The 18,421-nt window shown below is 64.4% G+C and carries 15 protein-coding genes; 6 read left to right on the top strand and 9 right to left on the bottom strand.

All coding sequences use genetic code 11. From position 1 onward, the window contains the following. Positions 1–281 precede the first annotated feature (281 nt). From cyoE to EAH75_RS17800, 4 genes are read right to left on the bottom strand one after another with little or no spacing between them, the layout of a single operon-like run. Positions 282–1,184, bottom strand: coding sequence for a heme o synthase (gene cyoE / locus EAH75_RS17815; protein WP_140653894.1), 903 nt, complete (start codon positions 1,182–1,184; stop codon positions 282–284). 2 nt (positions 1,185–1,186) lie between these two features. Further along, positions 1,187–2,362 (bottom strand): COX15/CtaA family protein, encoded by a 1,176-nt coding sequence (locus EAH75_RS17810; RefSeq protein ID WP_140653891.1) that lies wholly within the window; start codon positions 2,360–2,362, stop codon positions 1,187–1,189. Further along, the gene (locus EAH75_RS17805; protein ID WP_140653889.1) at positions 2,362–2,934 is read right to left on the bottom strand and encodes a hypothetical protein; all 573 of its coding nucleotides are present in this window, start codon (positions 2,932–2,934) and stop codon (positions 2,362–2,364) included. The genes EAH75_RS17810 and EAH75_RS17805 overlap by 1 nt, the downstream gene beginning before the upstream one ends. Beyond that, on the bottom strand, positions 2,931–3,692 hold the full coding sequence (locus EAH75_RS17800; RefSeq protein ID WP_140653887.1) for an SURF1 family protein: 762 nt from the start codon (positions 3,690–3,692) through the stop codon (positions 2,931–2,933). The genes EAH75_RS17805 and EAH75_RS17800 overlap by 4 nt, the downstream gene beginning before the upstream one ends. 59 nt (positions 3,693–3,751) lie before the next feature. On the opposite strand from EAH75_RS17800, the gene EAH75_RS17795 reads away from it, so the two are divergent. Then, the gene (locus EAH75_RS17795) at positions 3,752–3,967 is read left to right on the top strand and encodes a twin transmembrane helix small protein (RefSeq protein WP_140653885.1); all 216 of its coding nucleotides are present in this window, start codon (positions 3,752–3,754) and stop codon (positions 3,965–3,967) included. 207 nt (positions 3,968–4,174) lie between these two features. On the opposite strand, the gene EAH75_RS17790 is transcribed toward EAH75_RS17795, so the two are convergent. The 4 genes from EAH75_RS17790 to EAH75_RS17775 form a co-directional block, all read right to left on the bottom strand. After that, positions 4,175–5,062, bottom strand: a complete 888-nt coding sequence (locus tag EAH75_RS17790) for a cytochrome c oxidase subunit 3 (RefSeq protein ID WP_140653883.1) — start codon at positions 5,060–5,062, stop codon at positions 4,175–4,177. Between the two features lie 267 nt (positions 5,063–5,329). Further along, positions 5,330–6,946, bottom strand: a complete 1,617-nt coding sequence (gene ctaD / locus EAH75_RS17785) for a cytochrome c oxidase subunit I (protein ID WP_140653881.1) — start codon at positions 6,944–6,946, stop codon at positions 5,330–5,332. Between the two features lie 78 nt (positions 6,947–7,024). After that, positions 7,025–7,963, bottom strand: a complete 939-nt coding sequence (gene coxB, locus EAH75_RS17780) for a cytochrome c oxidase subunit II (RefSeq protein WP_140653879.1) — start codon at positions 7,961–7,963, stop codon at positions 7,025–7,027. Between the two features lie 20 nt (positions 7,964–7,983). Then, positions 7,984–8,424 carry a DUF2244 domain-containing protein gene (locus EAH75_RS17775; RefSeq protein WP_140806412.1) on the bottom strand — a complete coding sequence of 147 codons (441 nt, stop codon included), beginning with the start codon at positions 8,422–8,424 and terminating at the stop codon, positions 7,984–7,986. 292 nt (positions 8,425–8,716) lie between these two features. On the opposite strand from EAH75_RS17775, the gene putA reads away from it, so the two are divergent. Further along, on the top strand, positions 8,717–11,872 hold the full coding sequence (gene putA, locus EAH75_RS17770) for a bifunctional proline dehydrogenase/L-glutamate gamma-semialdehyde dehydrogenase PutA (RefSeq protein ID WP_140806396.1): 3,156 nt from the start codon (positions 8,717–8,719) through the stop codon (positions 11,870–11,872). A 123-nt stretch (positions 11,873–11,995) separates the two neighbouring features. On the opposite strand, the gene EAH75_RS19665 is transcribed toward putA, so the two are convergent. Further along, positions 11,996–12,181, bottom strand: a complete 186-nt coding sequence (locus EAH75_RS19665; protein WP_161596316.1) for a hypothetical protein — start codon at positions 12,179–12,181, stop codon at positions 11,996–11,998. Positions 12,182–12,241: 60 nt separating this feature from the next. Between EAH75_RS19665 and EAH75_RS17760 the strand changes: the two genes are divergently transcribed. From EAH75_RS17760 to EAH75_RS17745, 4 genes are all read left to right on the top strand, one after another. Further along, positions 12,242–13,327 (top strand): AraC family transcriptional regulator, encoded by a 1,086-nt coding sequence (locus EAH75_RS17760; protein WP_140806395.1) that lies wholly within the window; start codon positions 12,242–12,244, stop codon positions 13,325–13,327. Between the two features lie 148 nt (positions 13,328–13,475). Then, positions 13,476–14,711: a parallel beta-helix domain-containing protein gene (locus EAH75_RS17755; protein ID WP_140806394.1), complete on the top strand. Its 1,236-nt coding sequence runs from the start codon at positions 13,476–13,478 to the stop codon at positions 14,709–14,711. Position 14,712: 1 nt separating this feature from the next. Then, the gene (locus EAH75_RS17750) at positions 14,713–15,894 is read left to right on the top strand and encodes an SO2930 family diheme c-type cytochrome (RefSeq protein ID WP_140806393.1); all 1,182 of its coding nucleotides are present in this window, start codon (positions 14,713–14,715) and stop codon (positions 15,892–15,894) included. 67 nt (positions 15,895–15,961) lie between these two features. Then, entirely contained in the window at positions 15,962–18,421 is a 2,460-nt protein-coding gene (locus EAH75_RS17745; RefSeq protein ID WP_140653868.1) for a TonB-dependent receptor, read from the top strand.

Raw genomic sequence — 18,421 nt, 5'->3', positions numbered from 1 at the left:
ACGGCGTCGTCAGGGATGGGCCAGGCTTTCCCTAGTGGAAAGCACCAGCCGACCGCAGGCGGTCGCCGCAGGTGTTCAATTTGTTATGCGGCGCCGGCACCCGAAGCGAGCGGATGTCGACGTTGCGACTAGGGTAAACGTCCATATGCCTTGTTTTGTCAGGACTGGGAACCGACCGACGCAGCGCGCCGGAGGGCGCGCGCATTGTCGTGCTGCGCTGCGCAAGTGTCAATGAGCAAGTTGTTGTTTTCCTCACGTCGGTGTGGATGGCGTGAGGCACGTCAGATGACCTGCTGCAGCACCAAACCCTGCCGCACGATCGGTTCGGCCAGCCAATGATCGGCCAGCAGGAACGCGAACAGCGCCATCAGGTAGACGATGGAATAGTTGAACACCTTCATCGCGTACAACTCGTCAGGCGGATTCAGCAGGCGCACTGCGTAACACAGGAACGCCATACCCAGCACCGCAGCGCCGCCCAGATAGATCAGGCCGCTCATGCCGGTCAGTGCGGGTAACAGGGTCACCAGCACCAGCAGCACGGTGTAGAACAGGATGTGCCAACGCGTGAAGACGACGCCGTGGGTGACCGGCAGCATCGGCACCTGCGCCCGCGAATAATCATCGCGACGGAAAATCGCCAGCGCCCAGAAATGCGGTGGCGTCCACACGAAGATGATCAGGCACAGCTGCAGCGCATACGGATGCAATGCCCCGGTCACTGCAGTCCAGCCCAGCACCGGCGGGATCGCGCCGGCGAGACCACCGATCACGATGTTCTGCGGGGTGGCGCGCTTGAGGAACGCGGTGTAGATCACCGCGTAGCCGATCAAGCCGGCAAACGTCAGCACCGCGGTCAGCGTGTTGACCAGCAGTATCAGCACCAGCATCGAGGCAATACCAAGCCCCATGGCAAACACGAATACCTGGCGCGCATTGAGATGCCCGGTAGCCAACGGTCGATGTGCCGTACGCACCATCACCTTGTCGATGCGCTGGTCGATCAGCTGGTTGAATGCCGCTGCCGAGGAGGACGCCAGCCAGATCCCCAGCGTGCCAAACACCAGCGCACGCCACGACGGCATCCCGGGCACGGCGAGGAACATGCCGATGACCGCGCAGAACACCAGCAAGGCGACGATGCGCGGCTTGGTCAGTTGCAGATACTCGCGAAAAACGCTCATTTTCAGTGTCGCCCCAACGACAGGAACATCGATTCGTCATGCCGGCGTTGCGTACTCGCCAGCGTGGCCAGCAAGGTGAACAGCAGCAACGCCGCGACGCCATTGTGCGCGGTGGCCACGGCCAGTGGCAGCCCCAAATACACATTGCTGATGCCGAGCAGCACCTGGCTCACCAGCGCCAGCGCAATCGCGATGCCGCACAGACGCAGGCCGCGCTGCACCAGTTTGATCGACAGCCAGCCGAGATAGCAGAACACCACCAGCGCGCCGAGCCGGTGCACCAGCTGGATCGCGCTGCGCGCGGCCATGTCGAGCACGCCGCCTTCGTAGTTGACGCCGATCCCGCGCCACAGCACGAAACCCTGGTGGAAGTCCGTCGGCGGCGCCCATTGACCGAGGCACTGCGGGAACGAGCCGGGACCGTAGCCGCAGGCGAGCGCTGCGTAGTTGGCCGAGGTCCAGCCGCCCAGGGCAATCTGGCAGAACAGCAGCGCGATGCCGATCACCACCCAGCGACGCAACCCGGCCGTGTCGTCATCCAGCGCCGCCACGCCAGCAAAACGCAGCGCGGCGTAAGCCAGCAGCGCGAACGTGGTCATGCCACCGAGCAGGTGACCCATCACCACGATCGGCTTCAGCAGCAGCGTCACTGTCCACATGCCGAGCATCGCCTGGAAGATGATCACCGCCAGCGCCAGCACGCTGATCCTCCATGCGCTGGGTCGTTGCAGCCGGGCCGCCGCAAACAGTGGCAGCGCGATCGCGCAGCCCGCCAGCAGCGACGACCACAAGTGTTCGCCAAGCATGTACAAGCCCACCCCGATGGCCGCGAACGCGGCACCGACGAGCACCGCCAGTAGCGCGCTGCGCCGGCGCCAGCTTGCAAGCACCGCCAGCAGTAGCACCATCACCCCGAGGGTGCCGGCAAGGAAGCGGTGCACCTGCTCACGCCAGGCCTTGTGCGCCTCGTACGGGCGGTCCGGAAACGCCGCATCGGCGTGTGCCACCGCCTGCGCATGCTGCGGCCAGGTTGCCTGGCCGTAGCAGGTCGGCCAGTCCGGACAGGACAGGCCGGCATTGGACAGCCGCACGAACGCGCCGAACATCACCAGCCCGAACGCGAATACCGCGGCAAGCACGGACAATCCGCGCAGGACTTTCACGATACGCAGTGACATCACTTGATCACCTTCTGCATGTCGCGCAGCAGGCCGGGACCATCGAAACCGGCCGGATAGAACGACAGCGCGGTACCGTTGGATTCCACCAGGAGCGCGCTGACGCTATCCGGCGTGGTCGGCCGGTATTCGGCCAGCTTGCCGTCGACATCGCTGCCCAGCGACCAGTAGGCCTGCATGGCGGCGCGGCGAGTCGCATCCGCCGGCGGCGCACCAAGGTAGAGCAGACGCAGCCGCGACTGGTTGCGATTGAGCATGACGCGCGCCTTCGCCAGCCCGGTCAGCACCTCGAAACAGTGCGCGGCGCAGTCCGGGCCAGCCAACACCACCAAAGTCAGCCGCGGCTCGCTGTCGCGCCACGCATAGGGCTGGCCATCGGTCAGTTGCACCGGCAGTTTCTCGTCGACAAAATTGCGCTGCGGCTGGATCGGCTGACCGTTCCCCTTGACGCCCGGCTGCCAGCCGCTCCAGCTGAGCAGGCCGGCGACGATCATCGGCGCGGCGAACACCAGCGCGATCAGAAGCAGAAACATGCGGCTGCGGCGCAACGCAGCGGGATCAATTGGTTTCATCGGACTTCATCATCATTCGGATAGCGGGATTCGCGCGGTTTGCGCTTGCGATTGAGCACCAGCAGGATCACCACCGCCGCAAGGGCGAACGAGAACCACTGAAAGGCATAGGCGCGGTGCCGCGCCGGTGGCATCGAGGAAAGGTCGAGCGTGTGCACGCGCACGTAGATCGAGGCCGGATCGGCATCCAGCGCCAGCATCCGCGGATACAGCGGCTGGCCGAGATCGCGGGCAATTTCCGCCGGGTCCAGGAAGATGCTTTCCTTGGGCCATTGGAGCTGCCGCGCCAGCGCATCACCACCCATCTCGAAACCAACCGGCGGCGGCGGCACGTAGAGCCCCTGCAACGTGACATCGGTGCGTGGCAGCGGCGGCAGATCAGGTATCTGCCGGGTGCCGTTGCCAGTCAGAAAGCCCATATCCACCAGCAGCAGTGTGTGCGGCTGATCGCGCACGACGAATGGCGCGAAAACTTCCACGCCACCACGGCCATCATGCCTGGGATTGTCCAGCAGGTAGATCCGGTCAGGGAGATAGTGGCCGGTTACCCGTACCCGTGGAAAACCGTCGGCCGGCGGCGTCGCCGCCACCGTGGCGAAATCCTGCCATGGCGCCGTGGCCGATGCGGCATACCGCCGCAGAAGTGCTTCCTTGAAGTCTGCGCGATGCAGCTGCCAGATGCCCAAACGCATGAACAGCAAGGCGCCAGCCGCCGTCAGCAGCAAGGCCCACCACGGTGGCCGCCGAAAATGGATCACGCGGCGAGCCCGCCGGTGGTCGCTATACTGCCCAGGTCGAAATGGATCGGATCAATCACGTGGAAACCGTCTACAAAAGTGCGCTGGTGGTTCTGCTGCTGGTGGTGATCTTCAGCCTCGGCCAGGCGCTGTACTTCATGATGACCGACAAGGACGACGACAAGCGCACGGTGTGGGCATTGACCCGTCGCATCGGACTGTCGCTGCTGCTGATCGGCATGGTCGCGCTCGGCATCTGGATGGGTTGGCTGCATCCGCACGATGTCGGCCAGTGATTGTAGCGGCTGCGCCTTCAATGCGCCCTGTTCGCGACAAATTGCGCACCGCGGTTCGGAGCTGCGACAACGGCTGAACTGCCGCATCGTCAAACAAAAAAACCCGCCATTGGCGGGTTTTTTTGTGGCGCGGTGTATCTGCCGCTCTTTTTTGAAGAGCCTGGCCGCGACTGGCCGGTTTTCACCCTTCGTGAAACGGACTTCGCGTCAAAGAATGTAGACGAACATGAACAGGCCGAGCCAGACCACATCGACGAAATGCCAATACCAGGCGACCGCCTCGAAGCCGAAGTGGTGCTCCTTGTTGAAGTGACCCTTCAGCACACGCAGCCAGATCACTGCCAGCATGATCGTGCCCAACGTCACGTGCAGGCCGTGGAAGCCGGTCAGCAGGAAGAAGGTCGAGCCGTAGACGCCGCTGTGCAGGGTCAGGTTGAGCTCCTTGTACGCCTCCATGTACTCGTGCGCCTGGAAATACAGGAAGGTCGCGCCAAGCAGGACAGTCAGGCCGAGGAACAACAGGATCTTGCCGCGATGCCCGGCGCGCAGCGCGTGGTGCGCGATCGTCACGGTGACGCTGGAGGTCAGCAGGATCAGCGTGTTCAGCAGGGGCAGGCCCCAGGCCGGCACGGTGCTGAACGTGCCACCGACGTGCTCGGGGCCGTTGCCGCCATTCATGCCCCACGATGCCGCGTAGTCGCTCCACAGGAACTGGTGGGTCAGCGCGCCGTGACCGTGGCCGCCGAGCCATGGCACCGAAAACATGCGGATGTAGAACAGCGCACCGAAGAACGCGCCGAAGAACATCACCTCGGAGAAGATGAACCACATCATGCCCATGCGGAACGAGGTATCGACCTGGTGGTTGTAGTCGCCCGCCAGCGATTCGTTGATCACCGAGCGGAACCAGCCGAAGAACATACCCAGCACGCCGATCACGCCGACGGTCAGCACGGTCTTGCCAAAGCCGGCATCGCCAGGCTCGGCATTCAGCCAGTGCGCGGCGCCGAACACGGTGGTGAACATGACCACTGCGGCCACGAACGGCCAGTAGCTCTTGGCCGGAACAAAATAAGCGTCGTGCTGCTGACCCATGGTGAGACCCCGTGGATTTCTCTTGATGACTTTTGCCCCGCCATGCCGGCCGGGGAACTGCATGCCGGTCGTCAAACCCGACCGGTTGAAAGAAAACATATCGCGCCGCGGTACCGCTATTTCATCAGCACGATCTGCACGAACGAGACCAGGAAGAACGCAGCCACGATCAGCACGAGTATCGTCACAGTGCGTCGCACGCCCTTGCGCCGCTCTTCGGTTGTCTGATCCATCTTCGGCTGCGTCATGTGATCGGTTTCGGCAACGTCAGTCGTTGACGTGACCATGTGCCAGTTCGTCGTCATGAATCACCGGCGGCATTTCAAAGGTATGGTGCGGCGCCGGCGACGGCACCGTCCATTCCAGGCCCTTGGCACCTTCCCACACGCGATCGGTTGCCTTCTTCTTCGAGAAGAACGCGCAATGGATCAGCACGCCCAGGAAGATCAGCTGCGAGGCGCCGAACAGGAAGCCGCCGATCGAACTGATCATGTTGAAGTTGGCAAATGCCACGTTGTAATCCGGGATGCGGCGCGGCATGCCGGCCAGGCCCAGGAAGTGCTGCGGGAAGAACAGCACGTTCACCCAGATCACGCTGTTCCAGAAATGCACCTTGCCCCAGAACTCGTTGTACATGTTGCCGGTCCACTTCGGCATCCAGTAGTACGCGGCAGCGATGATCGCGAACAGAGCGCCGGTCACCAGCACATAGTGGAAATGCGCCACCACGAAGTAGGTGTCGTGATACTGGAAGTCGGCCGGCACCAGCGCCAGCATCAGGCCGGAGAACCCGCCGATGGTGAACAGGATGATGAAGGCGATGGCGAACAGCATCGGCGTCTCGAACGTCATCGAGCCGCCCCACATGGTCGCCACCCAGTTGAACACCTTCACCCCGGTCGGCACCGAGATCAGCATGGTGGCGTACATGAAGAAGATCTCGGCACCCAGCGGCAGGCCTACCGCGAACATGTGGTGCGCCCATACGATGAACGACAGGAACGCGATGCAGGCGATCGCGAACACCATCGCCTTGTAGCCGAAGATCGGCTTGCGCGCGAACGTCGGCACGATTTCCGAGATGATCCCGAACGCCGGCAGGATCATGATGTAGACCTCGGGATGGCCGAAGAACCAGAAGATGTGCTGGTACAGCACCGGATCGCCGCCGCCGCCCGGGTTGAAGAAGTTGGTGCCGAAGTACTTGTCGGTGAGCAACATGGTCACCGCACCGGCCAGCACCGGCATCACCGCGATCAGCAGGAACGCGGTGATCAGCCAGCTCCACACGAACACCGGCATCTTCAGCAGATCCATGCCGGGCGCACGCATGTTGAGGATGGTCGCGATGATGTTGATCGCGCCCATGATCGAGCTGATGCCCATCAGGTGGACCGCAAACACCACGTAGGCCAGCGAATCGCTCTGCAATGACAGCGGCGGATACATCGTCCAGCCGCCGGCCGGGCCACCGCCGGGCAGGAACAGCGTGGACAGCAGCAGCACAAATGCGAACGGCAGGATCCAGAACGACAGGTTGTTCATGCGCGGCAGCGCCATGTCCGGCGCACCGACCATCAGCGGGATCATCCAGTTACCCAGGCCGACGAAGGCCGGCATGATCGCGCCGAAGATCATCACCAGCGCGTGCATGGTGGTCAGCTGGTTGAAGAAGTACGGCTGCATCAGCTGCAGGCCGGGCTTGAACAGCTCGGCACGGATCAGCATCGCGAAGCTGCCGCCGATGAAGAACATCGTCAGCGCGAAGATCAGATACAGCGTGCCGATGTCCTTGTGGTTGGTGGACATGCACCAGCGCTGGAAGAAACCTTTCGGCGCGCCGTGGTGATCGTCGTGCTGATCATGGGTGGCTGCGTAGGACATGGCCTTGCACCTCTAACCTGGAATATTGAATGCGACTGCGTAAAAACGTGTGCGAAAACTGCGCGAGAGGCGAAGGCCTCAGCCCTGCTTGCCGCTGACCGGAACCGTGGCGACCTGGGCGGACTGCGGTGCGGCAGCAGTGGAAGCGCCCGCCGGTGCCGCAGGAGCCGCGGACTGCGCCTCCTGTCCGGCCAGCCACGTGGCGAAATCCGCCTTGGACTTGACCACCACCACGATCGGCATGAAACCGTGATCCTGGCCACACAGCTCGGCGCACTGGCCGCGATAGGTACCCGGCGTCTGGAAGTTGGCCCAGGCGGCATTGATGATTCCGGGAATCGCGTCGATCTTCCAGCCCGTCGCCGGCACCCACCAGGAGTGGATCACGTCGCCGCTGGTGATCACGAAGCGGATCTTGGTGTCGACCGGCACCACCAGCGGCTTGTCGACATCCAGCAGGTAGGTGCTTTCGTCGCCAACCTTGACCGCATACGGATCCATGCCCGAATCGAGCTGGCGGGTCTGGTTGCTCTGCGAATCGAGCTTGGACATGAAGCTGACCTTGTCGATCGACTTGCCCATGTAGTCGACATAGTCGTAGCGCCACTTCCACTGGAAGCCGGTGACCTTGACGGTCATCTGCGAACCGGTGGTGTCGGCCCACGAGGTGAGGCCGCCGGTGGCCAGATAGGCCAGCACCACCAGGATGATCACCGGAATGGTGGTCCAGACGACTTCCACCATGGTGTTGTGCGACCACTTCTCGGCCACCGCGCCGCGCGATTTGCGGAAGCGGAACATCGCGATGAACATCGCGCCGAACACCAAGATGCCGATCACCGTGCACACGGCGAGCGAAATGTTGTTCAGGTGGTACGGCACCTGCGACCAGGTGCTCGCGCCGCGCTCCATGTTCAGCTGCCACGGGCCGGGGGCGGCATGGACCACGCTGCCGAACGACGCAAGGGCGAGGGTCGCCGCTGCCGTGAATGATCGCCTGATGCCGCCAGATGTCATGTCTTGCACCTTTGTTGAACCTATTTGCGTGGCTGGTCATGGAAATCGGCCAGCAACACCATGAGTTTCTTCGACAGCTCGGCACGTTCCTGTTCCGCCAGGAAAGCACCAATTTCCAGCTCGCGACCGTGCGATGACAGCAACAGACGCTGACGCCCGTTGCCCGGCTCCAGCAACACGCGAACCCAGTACACCTGGAAACGCATGCGGCGCCGGCCCGGCAGCGACTGCACCTCCAGCGACGACGCGTCGAGGGTGATGCGCTCACTGCGATCGCCGGCCCGCCAGGCCACGCTCAAGGCGACAGCCACGGCGGCGGATTCAACCAGGGCAAACAGCGGAGCAAATACATTCCCCTGCCACGCACCCAGTCCAGCCGTCATCAGCACCAGCGCTACCAGAACCACGATCAGTCGACGCAAACCGCGTCGGCTGAGCGCGCGATTGGGCTTGAGCCACATCGTCACGCACGGCAAGCCGGCGGTAGCTGGTCGAAGCACGATCATGATGATCCGGCGTGCCTGGAACGCCGGAATGATAGGCCGCGGCGAGGCAGCGGGCAAGAATGTCGCACCCACTTGACCTGGATCAGGCCCGCGGCGATGGCCCGCAAGCAGCCCCACAAGGCGGGAAACGCACCGTCCGGACACCGGCCTGACCCCGCGCGGACGCGCTTGTGGTCCTGCCCCAATCCGCCCGTGCAGCGTACAATCCCGCGCTCCCCTCCGCAGCGGCGGATCCTCTGACAAGCCCGTGACCCAGCCCATACTCAGCCCCGAACTTCCCGTCGCCAGCACTCCGGCGCGCGCGCGCATCACCGCAGCATGGCTGCGCGATGAAACCGAAGCGGTCAACGACCTGCTCGCCCAAGCCACCCTGCCGCCCACCGAACGCGAACAGGTGATCGACCTCGCCGCCGGGCTCGTTTCGCGCGTGCGGGCGCGTGCGAAGGACCAGAGCGCGGTCGAATCCTTCATGCGCCAGTACGACCTGTCCAGCGAGGAAGGCGTGCTGCTGATGTGCGTGGCCGAAGCGCTGCTGCGTATTCCGGACAAGGCCACCGCGGACAAGCTGATCCGCGACAAGCTCGGCGAGGCGGACTGGAAGAAACACCTGGGCCAGAGCGAGTCGCTGTTCGTCAACGCATCCACCTGGGGCCTGATGCTGACCGGCCACCTGGTCAATCTGAGCGAGAACACGCGGCATGACTTCGCCGGCTCGCTGAAACGACTGGTCGGTCGTGCCGGCGAGCCAGCCATCCGTCTCGCCGTGCGCCAGGCGATGCGCATCATGGGCCACCAGTTCGTGATGGGCCGCACCATCGACGAGGCGCTGGACCGCTGCGCGAAGAAGGAATACGCGGTGTACCGCTATTCCTACGACATGCTGGGCGAGTCCGCGTTGACCTCTGAAACGGCCGAGCGCTACCAGCAGGATTACCGCAACGCGATTGCCGCCATCGGCGCACGCGGCCCGTTCGCGAACCACACCGACGCGCCGTCGATCTCGGTGAAACTGTCCGCATTGCACCCGCGTTACGAAGTGGCCAAGCGCGAGCTGGCGCACCGCCAGCTCAGCGAAAAGCTGCTGGAACTGTCGCAGCTGGCGATGAAGTACGGCATCGCGTTGTCGGTCGATGCCGAAGAGGCCGAACGGCTCGAACTGTCGCTGGACATCATCGGCGACGTGTTCGCGCATCCCTCGCTGGAAGGCTGGAACGGTCTCGGCATCGTGGTGCAGGCGTACGCCAAACGCACCCCGTTCGTGATCGACTGGCTGATCGAGACCGCGCGCGCCGCGAACCGCCGCTGGTACGTTCGGCTGGTCAAGGGCGCCTACTGGGACGCGGAGATCAAGCGCGCCCAGGAGAATGGTCTTGCCGGTTATCCGGTCTACACGCGCAAGCCGAATACCGACGTGTCGTACCTGGCCTGCGCGCGGCGCCTGTTCAACGCGGGCAGCGAGTTGATCTACCCGCAGTTCGCCACCCACAACGCGCACTCGATCGCCGCCGTGCACCACATCGCGCAGGGCCGCCCCTACGAGTACCAGCGCCTGCATGGCATGGGCACCGACCTGTATGCCGAGGTGATTGGCAAGGACAGCCTCAACGTGCCCTGTCGCGTCTACGCGCCGGTCGGCACGCACGAGGATCTGCTGCCCTACCTGGTGCGCCGCCTGCTCGAGAACGGCGCCAATACCAGCTTCGTCAATCGCGTGGTGGACGAGAGCGTGCCGGTGCGCGAACTGGTCGCCGATCCATGCGAGACGGTGCGCGCCTTCGTCTCGATTCCACACCCGCGCATCCCGCTGCCGGTCAACCTCTACGGTGAACTTCGGAAGAATTCCATGGGCGTCAACTTCTCCAACGACAACGAACTGAAGACGATGGCCGACGCGGTCAACGCCAACGCGGGCCCGTGGAACGCCGGCCCGCTGGTGCCCGGCGCGACTGCCAGCGGCCCGACCGTGCAGGTCACCAATCCGGCTGATCGTCGCCAGACCGTGGGCAGCTACGTCAGCGCCGACACCACCACCGTCGACAAGGCGCTGAGCAATGCTGTCCGCGCACAGTTCGGCTGGGACCGTCTGCCTGCAGCCAGCCGCGCCGCAATCCTCGAACATGCCGCCGAGCAGCTCGAAGCGCATCGCGGCGAATTCATCGCGTTGTGCGTGCGCGAGGCCGGCAAGAGCCTGCCCGACGCGATCGCCGAGATCCGCGAGGCGGCCGATTTCCTGCGCTACTACGCCACTATGGCGCGCCGATTGTTTGGTCAACCGGAGCAGCTTCCTGGCCCGACCGGCGAAACCAATCAACTGTTCCTCAACGGCCGCGGCGTATTCGTCTGCATCAGTCCGTGGAATTTCCCGCTGGCGATCTTCCTCGGTCAGGTCAGCGCCGCACTGGCCGCCGGCAACGCGGTGATCGCCAAGCCGGCCGAGCAGACCTCTCTGATTGGCCATCTGGCCGTCCAGTTGCTGCACGCCGCCGGCGTACCCACCGACGTGCTGCAATACCTTCCGGGCGATGGCGCCACGGTCGGCGCGGCGTTGACGAAGGATCCGCGCGTCTCCGGTGTGGCCTTCACCGGTTCCACCGACACCGCCTGGGCAATCAACCGCGCACTGGCCGCACGCAACGCACCGATCGCCGCGCTGATCGCCGAGACCGGCGGCCAGAACGCGATGATCGCCGACTCCTCCGCCCTGCCCGAGCAGATCGTCAAGGACGTGATCGCCTCCGCGTTCCAGTCCGCCGGCCAGCGCTGTTCGGCCGCGCGCGTGCTGTTCGTGCAGGAAGACATCGCCGACAAGGTCTGCGCCATGCTCACCGGTGCGATGGCCGAGCTGAAGGTCGGTGATCCCGGCCAGCTGTCGACCGACGTCGGCCCGGTGATCGACGAGGACGCGCTGAAGATCCTGGTCGACCATGCCGCACGCATGGACAGCGAAGCGAAGAAGATCGGCGAAGTGACGCTCGATCCTGCGACCACCGCACACGGCACCTTCTTCGCCCCGCGCGCCTACGAAATTGGCTCGCTTGATGTACTGCAACGCGAAGTGTTCGGCCCGGTGCTGCACGTGATCCGCTGGAAGGGCAGCGAGCTGGCCCAGGTCGTCGACCAGATCAACGCCACCGGCTACGGCCTCACGCTGGGCATCCACAGCCGCATCAACGACACCGTCGACTACATCGCCAGCCATGCCCGCGTCGGCAACTGCTACGTCAACCGCAACCAGATCGGCGCGGTGGTCGGCGTGCAGCCATTCGGCGGCGAAAACCTGTCCGGCACCGGCCCCAAGGCCGGCGGCCCGCATTACCTGCTGCGTTTCGCCGGCGAACGCACGCTCACCATCAATACCACCGCCGCCGGCGGCAACGCCTCGTTGCTGACGATCGGGGAATAAGCGAGCTTCTGCGCATCGGCTCATGACCATGGAGCCGATGCCGTGGGTAAGTTGCATGCAATTGCATGGGATGCTGGATCGCGCGCAAGCAGAAATCGCCACCCGCGATAACTGAGGCGACGCTCAACCCGGCGGACCGGAAGGCATGCTCATCTCGATGGCGAACGTCTGGTCGAGCTTTTTCGGGATGCCAGCATCGGCGTCAAGCCGAAGACGATCCACGAGATCGATCACGCGTTCTTCGACGAATTCCGGCGCGAGTCCTGAACACCGCTTGTGCATCGCGCAAGCGGCTGGCGGCGCACGCATGGTAGAAAGAGGACCGAACGCCGGGCATGACCGGCTTGCACGCGTCGGAGCGACAACCCCATGGCACGTCCCGCCGGCATGATCGGCCTGATCCCGTCGACCCACGATGCGTCCGTGAATGACGACCCGCGCTATACCGCGGCGGAGTTTCCGTCGAACAAGCTGCTGTACCTGACCCAGCTGGCGGACGAGCGCGGCATCGACAGCCGCGCGTGGTTCGCCGGGCTGGCCTTGAACCGCGCACAGATCGCCGACCCCGCGCTGCGCGTGTCGTACCGGCAAGCCAGCACCTTCATCCGGCGCGCGCTGCGGGCGCTTGACGTGCCCGATGCCGGGCTGCGCATCGGCCGCGAGGGCACCATCGGCGGCTTCGGCCTGCTCGGGCTGGCGATGATGACCTCTCGCACGTTCGGCGAGGCGATGCAGTCGGGCATCCACTACCACAAGATCTGCGGCTGCCTGCTCGATCTTTCGTTCGCGGCGGTCAGCGAGCAGGCGGTGGCGCTGGTCGCCGCGCCGCAGTTTGGCGACCACGAACTGTTGCCGTTCTTCTGTGAGGAGCTGTTCGCCAGCTCGATGATGATCTCGCGCGAACTGGTCGGACCCGAGCTGCGTCCGCTGCGGGTGGAACTGAGCTATCCGCGACCGGACTATGCCGCTGGCTACGCCGAGCTGTTCCAGTGCGAACTGCAATTCGGCGCGGCGCAGAACCGGCTCATACTCGATACCCGCTGGCTGTCCCATCCGCTACCGGGCTACAACCCGTTGACCGCGAAACAGGCGCTCGCGCTGTGCGCACAGCAACGCACGCCGGACGGTGGCGAGCCGCATCAGGAGATCGTCGCCGCGGTCGAGCGATTGTTGCGCAGCCAGCTACGCGAACAGCCGAAGCTCAACGATGTGGCGCGCACGCTCAACCTCAGCGAGCGTTCGTTGCGGCGCAAGCTGGCCGAGAGCGGACGCATCTTCCGTGAGATCCACGACCGCGTGCGCGCCGAGCGCGCGCTGCAATTGCTGCAGGCTGGCACACTGAGCGTGGCCGAGATCGGCGGCGAAGTGGGTTTTGACGATCCGCGCGAGTTCCGTCGCGCGTTCAAGCGCTGGACCGGCATGGCGCCGCTGGAAGCACGCCGCGCCGCTGCCTAAGCGGATTGTCCCCCCTAGACTGGCCGGCTTGCCCCCCATCGCGTGGCCGTTTTGCCCTCCCCCTTGCCGCTGGATTGCGCGACAGTCAGGTTCGGGCTGCGCCAGGCGCGGCATCCGCCGATTTCGTTCGAATGGGGAGTTCACGATCATGCGCAAGCTGTTCATCACCGTCGCGCTGGGCGCGGCGCTCGCTGGTTGCGGCAAGCACGAGGCGCCGCCGCAGAACGCCGCCGACGCCAGCTTCGAGGCAAAATTGCAGGAGCAACTGCTGGATGCCAAGCCCGGCAGCGTGATCGAGATCCCGGCCGGTCACTACGCGCTCAAGCGCGGCCTCAGCCTGCGCACCGACGGCGTCACCATCCGCGGCGCCGGCATGGACAAGACGGTGCTGTCGTTCAAGGGCCAGCTGGTCGGGCCGGAGGGCCTGCTGGTCAACGCCAATGACTTCACCATCGCGAACCTGGCGATCGAGGATACCAAGGGCGACGCGCTGAAGATCAACCAGGGCAGGAACATCACCATCCACGGCGTGCGCATCGAGTGGACCGACGGCCCGAAGACCACCAACGGCGCCTACGGCCTGTACCCGGTGAAGACGCAGAACGTGCTGGTCGAGGATTCAGTGGTGATCGGCGCTTCCGATGCCGGCATCTACGTCGGCCAGTCGAACAACATCGTCGTGCGGCGCAACCGCGCCGAGCAGAACGTGGCCGGGATCGAAATCGAGAACTCGGTGAACGCCGACGTCTACGAGAACACCGCGACGAAAAACACCGGCGGCATCCTGGTATTCAACATGCCGAACCTGTCGCAGGCCGGGCATGCCACCCGCGTGTTCAAGAACAAGGTGTACGCGAACAACCTCGGCAACTTCGCCGCCAAGGGTGCCGCGGTGGCCAGCGTGCCGGCCGGCTCGGGCGTGGTGGTGAACTCCAACGACAAGGTGGAGATCTTCGACAACGACATCAGCGACAACCAGACCGCCAACATCATCATCGCCAGCTACTTCTCCACCAACTATTACAACACGCGCGGCGTCGCCGCCGACTACAACCCGTATCCGAAGGGCATCTTCGTCTACGGCAACCGGCTCAAGAACGGCGGCGATTCGCCGGACGGGATCAAGCTGAAAACCCTCAAGACGGCCGTATACGGCCTCACCGGAAGCTTCCCCGACGTGCTGTGGGACGGCTATGTCGACCCCAAGGACCTGGTGAACGACCTGCCGCCGGCGAACGACCGCATCTGCATCCAGGACGTCAACGGCGTGCTCAATGCCGACGGCCCGCACGACTACAAGAATCCAAGCAACGATATGAAACCGTACCAGTGCACGCTGCCGAAGCTGCCGCCGGTTGTGTTGAACCCCGAACCGAAGGTCTGACATGTCGGCAGCGAAATTCGCGAAATGCGCCTCGGTGCTGCTGGCGCTGATGCTGCTGGCCGGGTGCCAGCGCGACATGCCGCCGGTGGCGTTCCACGCCGACGGCCGTCCGCCGAAGCTCAGCGACTGGCATGTGGTCGAGGTGCGCGACGGCACGTTGCAACTCAACGACGGCGTGGTGCCGTACGACCTCAACACACCGCTGTTCACCGACTACGCGCACAAGCTGCGCACAATCTGGATGCCGAAGGGCAGCTCGGCGAAATACCGCCCGACCGACACCTTCGACTTTCCGGTCGGCACGGTGATCAGCAAGACGTTCTATTACCCCAAGCCTGACCAGAACCGGGCCGGCAAGAGCAAGGCCACCGACGTGGCGCGCAACGACAATTACGCGCACGACTTCGCCGGCCAGGGTCTCGACATGGCGCACGTGCACCTGATCGAGACGCGCATCCTGGTGCGTCGCACGGACGGCTGGGCCGCAATGCCGTACGTGTGGAACGAGGCGCAAACCGAAGCCACGCTGGCGCGCACCGGAGCGGTGCTGCCGCTGACCCTGGTCGACGCGCAGCCTGCCGTTGGACAGCCCGCCCGCGAGGATTTCAACTACGTGGTGCCGGACGAGAGCCAGTGCGCTAGCTGCCACGCGCAGGATTGGGTCAGTCGCAAGATCCATCCGATCGGACCGAAGGCACGCCATCTCAACAAGGACTATCACTACGCCGACGGCGCGCAGAACCAGCTCGCGCACCTGGTCGCACTCGGCTACCTCAGCGACCTGCCAACGTCGACCGAAGTGCCGCGCGACGCGAACTGGAAGGACACGCACGCCACGCTGGACGCGCGTGCACGCGCCTACCTCGACATCAACTGCGGGCATTGCCACAACGGCAACGGCGCGGCCAACACCACCGGCCTCACGCTGACCAGCGACACGCCGGAGGATCGTCACCTCGGCATCTGCAAACCGCCGACCGCGGCCGGCCAGGGCACCGGCGACCACTTCTTCGACATCGTGCCGGGCCAGCCGGACGAATCGATCCTGCCGTACCGCCTGTCCTCGAAAGAGCCCGGCGTGATGATGCCGGAGATTGGCCGCAGCACCGTGCACCGCGAAGGCGTGGCACTGATCAAGGCGTGGATCGCGGCGCAGTCGGGGAGCTGCGTGCCGATCCACTGAGCCCACCATTCCGAACCGTGCGCAGCAGCCTATCGCCGCGCGATCCGATGCAAGGGGAGAGCACCGAATGAGCATTCGTCAACGTCCAATTTCAACCGCACTGCATCGTCTGTTGTTTGGCGGCAGTGTGCTGCTGTGCGGCCCGTTGCTCGCGCAGACGGCCGCGCCGTCGCCGGACAACGGCCAAGACAACGCAGGTCAGCCGGTCACGTCGATCAAAGCCACCCAGCTCGGCAACGTCACCGTCACCGCGCAGAGCCGCAATCAGGAAATGCAGTCGGTACCGATTCCGCTGCAGATCGTCACCGCCAAACAGGTAGACATGCTGGCCGCCACCGATCTCAGCAAGATGAGCCTGTTCGTGCCCGGCCTGGTGGTCGGCGGTGATCAACCGACCCAGCCCAGTTATCAATTGCGCGGCATCTCCACCGACGACTTCGGCATCGGCACCGAGTCGGCGGTCGGCGTGTACGTGGATGGCGTGTATGCAGCACGCTCCGGCGCTGCCCTGCTCGCGTTCAACGACGTGCAGCGGATCGAGGTACTGAAGGGTCCGCAAGGTACGTTGTTCGGCCGCAATGCCGCCGCCGGCGCGATCTCGATCATCACCAACGAACCCAGCGACCGGTTCGAGGGCCGCGTGCGTGCACGCTTCGGTGACTACGGACGGCAGTACCTCGACGGCCTGCTCAACGTGCCGCTCAACCACGACATGGCGCTGCGCTTCAGCAGCTACAGCAATCGCAGCGATGGCTGGATCACCGACGCCGCCAGCGGCAAACGCTACGGTGGCGATCGCGACTTCGGCACCCGTACGGCATGGCGCTGGAATGTCTCCGACGACACCCGCGTACTGCTGTCGTGGGATCACGAGAATCTCAAGCAGCTGCCGAAGCCGGCAATCGGCCTGATCGCACTGTCGAACGATACGCAGCAGCGCCCGCCGTATCCACCCGACCCGGCGACCTATCTCAACCCGCTGCACGCACCGCTCTACAACGATGCCGTCGGCGCAGTGGAGAAGCGCAAGTTCGATGGCGCCACGCTTAGCGTGGATCACTCGTTTGCCTGGGGCAGCCTGGTCTCGACCACCGCGTGGCGGCGTTTCAACACCGAGAACCGCGGCGACTATGACGGTACCAACCACATCGTCAGCTACCTCGACACCGCCAACCTGGAAAACAACCGCAGCTGGTACCAGGAGTTCAAGCTGAGCGGCAACAACAGCCTGATCGACTGGGTCAGCGGCGTCAGCTACTACGACGAGCGCGCGCGCCAGACCAGCCAGACCAACGTGTTCACCGACAGCATCGACACCCTGGCCGGCAACGTGATGGGCGTGGGTAATCCGCTGACCGACATCAGCAACGGGCTGGCCGCGATGGGCCTGCCGTACACCCTGCTCGGTGACCCATGGCACGAGGCGATCAGCAATGTCGGCCATTTCAAGGCCTACGCGGCGTTCGGCGACGTGATCTGGCATCTCAACGACAGGCTCAACCTCACCACCGGCATCCGCTACACGCGCGACCAGAAGCGCTTCTCTTGGTACAACATGCCGCGCCGCGCCGACAAGTTCGACGCCACCGTCGCGGCGCTTGGCCAGGCCGGCGTGATCGACATGCTGCCGCCGGAGGCGCAGTACGCGCTGGCCGCGTTCGGCAACAACATCATCTTCACCGACGCGGTCGGGGTGCCAGTGCAGTTCAGCAACAGCTGGAGCGACTTCAGCCCGCGCGCGGTGCTGGACTACAAGTTCAACCCGAACGTGATGGGATACATGTCGGTCACCAAGGGTTACAAAGCCGGCGGCTACAACAGCGTGCAGGTGGGTTCGCGGTTCCAGCCGGAAAAGGTGTGGAACTACGAGGCCGGCATCAAGACCGTGTTCCCCGAGCAGAATCTCCTGCTCAACAGCTCGGTCTACTACTACAAGTACAGCAACCGCCAGTCGCTGACGCTGGACCCGAACACCGCCGGCTCCGGCGTGCCGCGCTACCTGGTCAACAGCACCGACCAGGAGGCGCGGGGACTGGAGCTGGAGGCGCAGTGGCAGCCGGTGGACGACCTGCGGCTGAGTTTCACCGGCGCCTACATCGACGCCACCTACAGCAAGGCGGTGGCACCGTCCGGTGTCAGCCTGTCGGGCCAACCCACCGGCGAACCGAAGTTTTCGTTCGCCGCGGCGCTCGGCTATACCTGGCACGCGGTGGCAGGCGGCAAGCTGGAGGCCAACCTCAACCATGCGTTCCGCGGCGAGTCGCGCTGCAACCGCGACTCGCAACTGCAGGGCACCTGCCAGGTCAGCCCGAACTTCAGCACCGGTGCCAGCCAGCAACGCACCGACGCACGGCTGGACTGGAGTTCGGCGAACAATCACTGGGGTGTGGCGGTCTACGTCAACAACCTGTTCGACAAACGCTACGTCACGGGTGTAAGCAACATTTCCGCCAGTGTATTCGGCACGCCGTACGCCTCGATCACGCCGCCGCGCATGTGGGGTATGGAATGGCGCGCCAAGTTCTGA

Origin of the sequence: Rhodanobacter glycinis (assembly GCF_006438785.1) — a bacterium.
Lineage (GTDB): Bacteria > Pseudomonadota > Gammaproteobacteria > Xanthomonadales > Rhodanobacteraceae > Rhodanobacter > Rhodanobacter glycinis_A.
The sequence above is the reverse complement of the archived record's forward strand: the minus strand, read 5'-3'. Positions and strand labels throughout refer to the sequence as shown.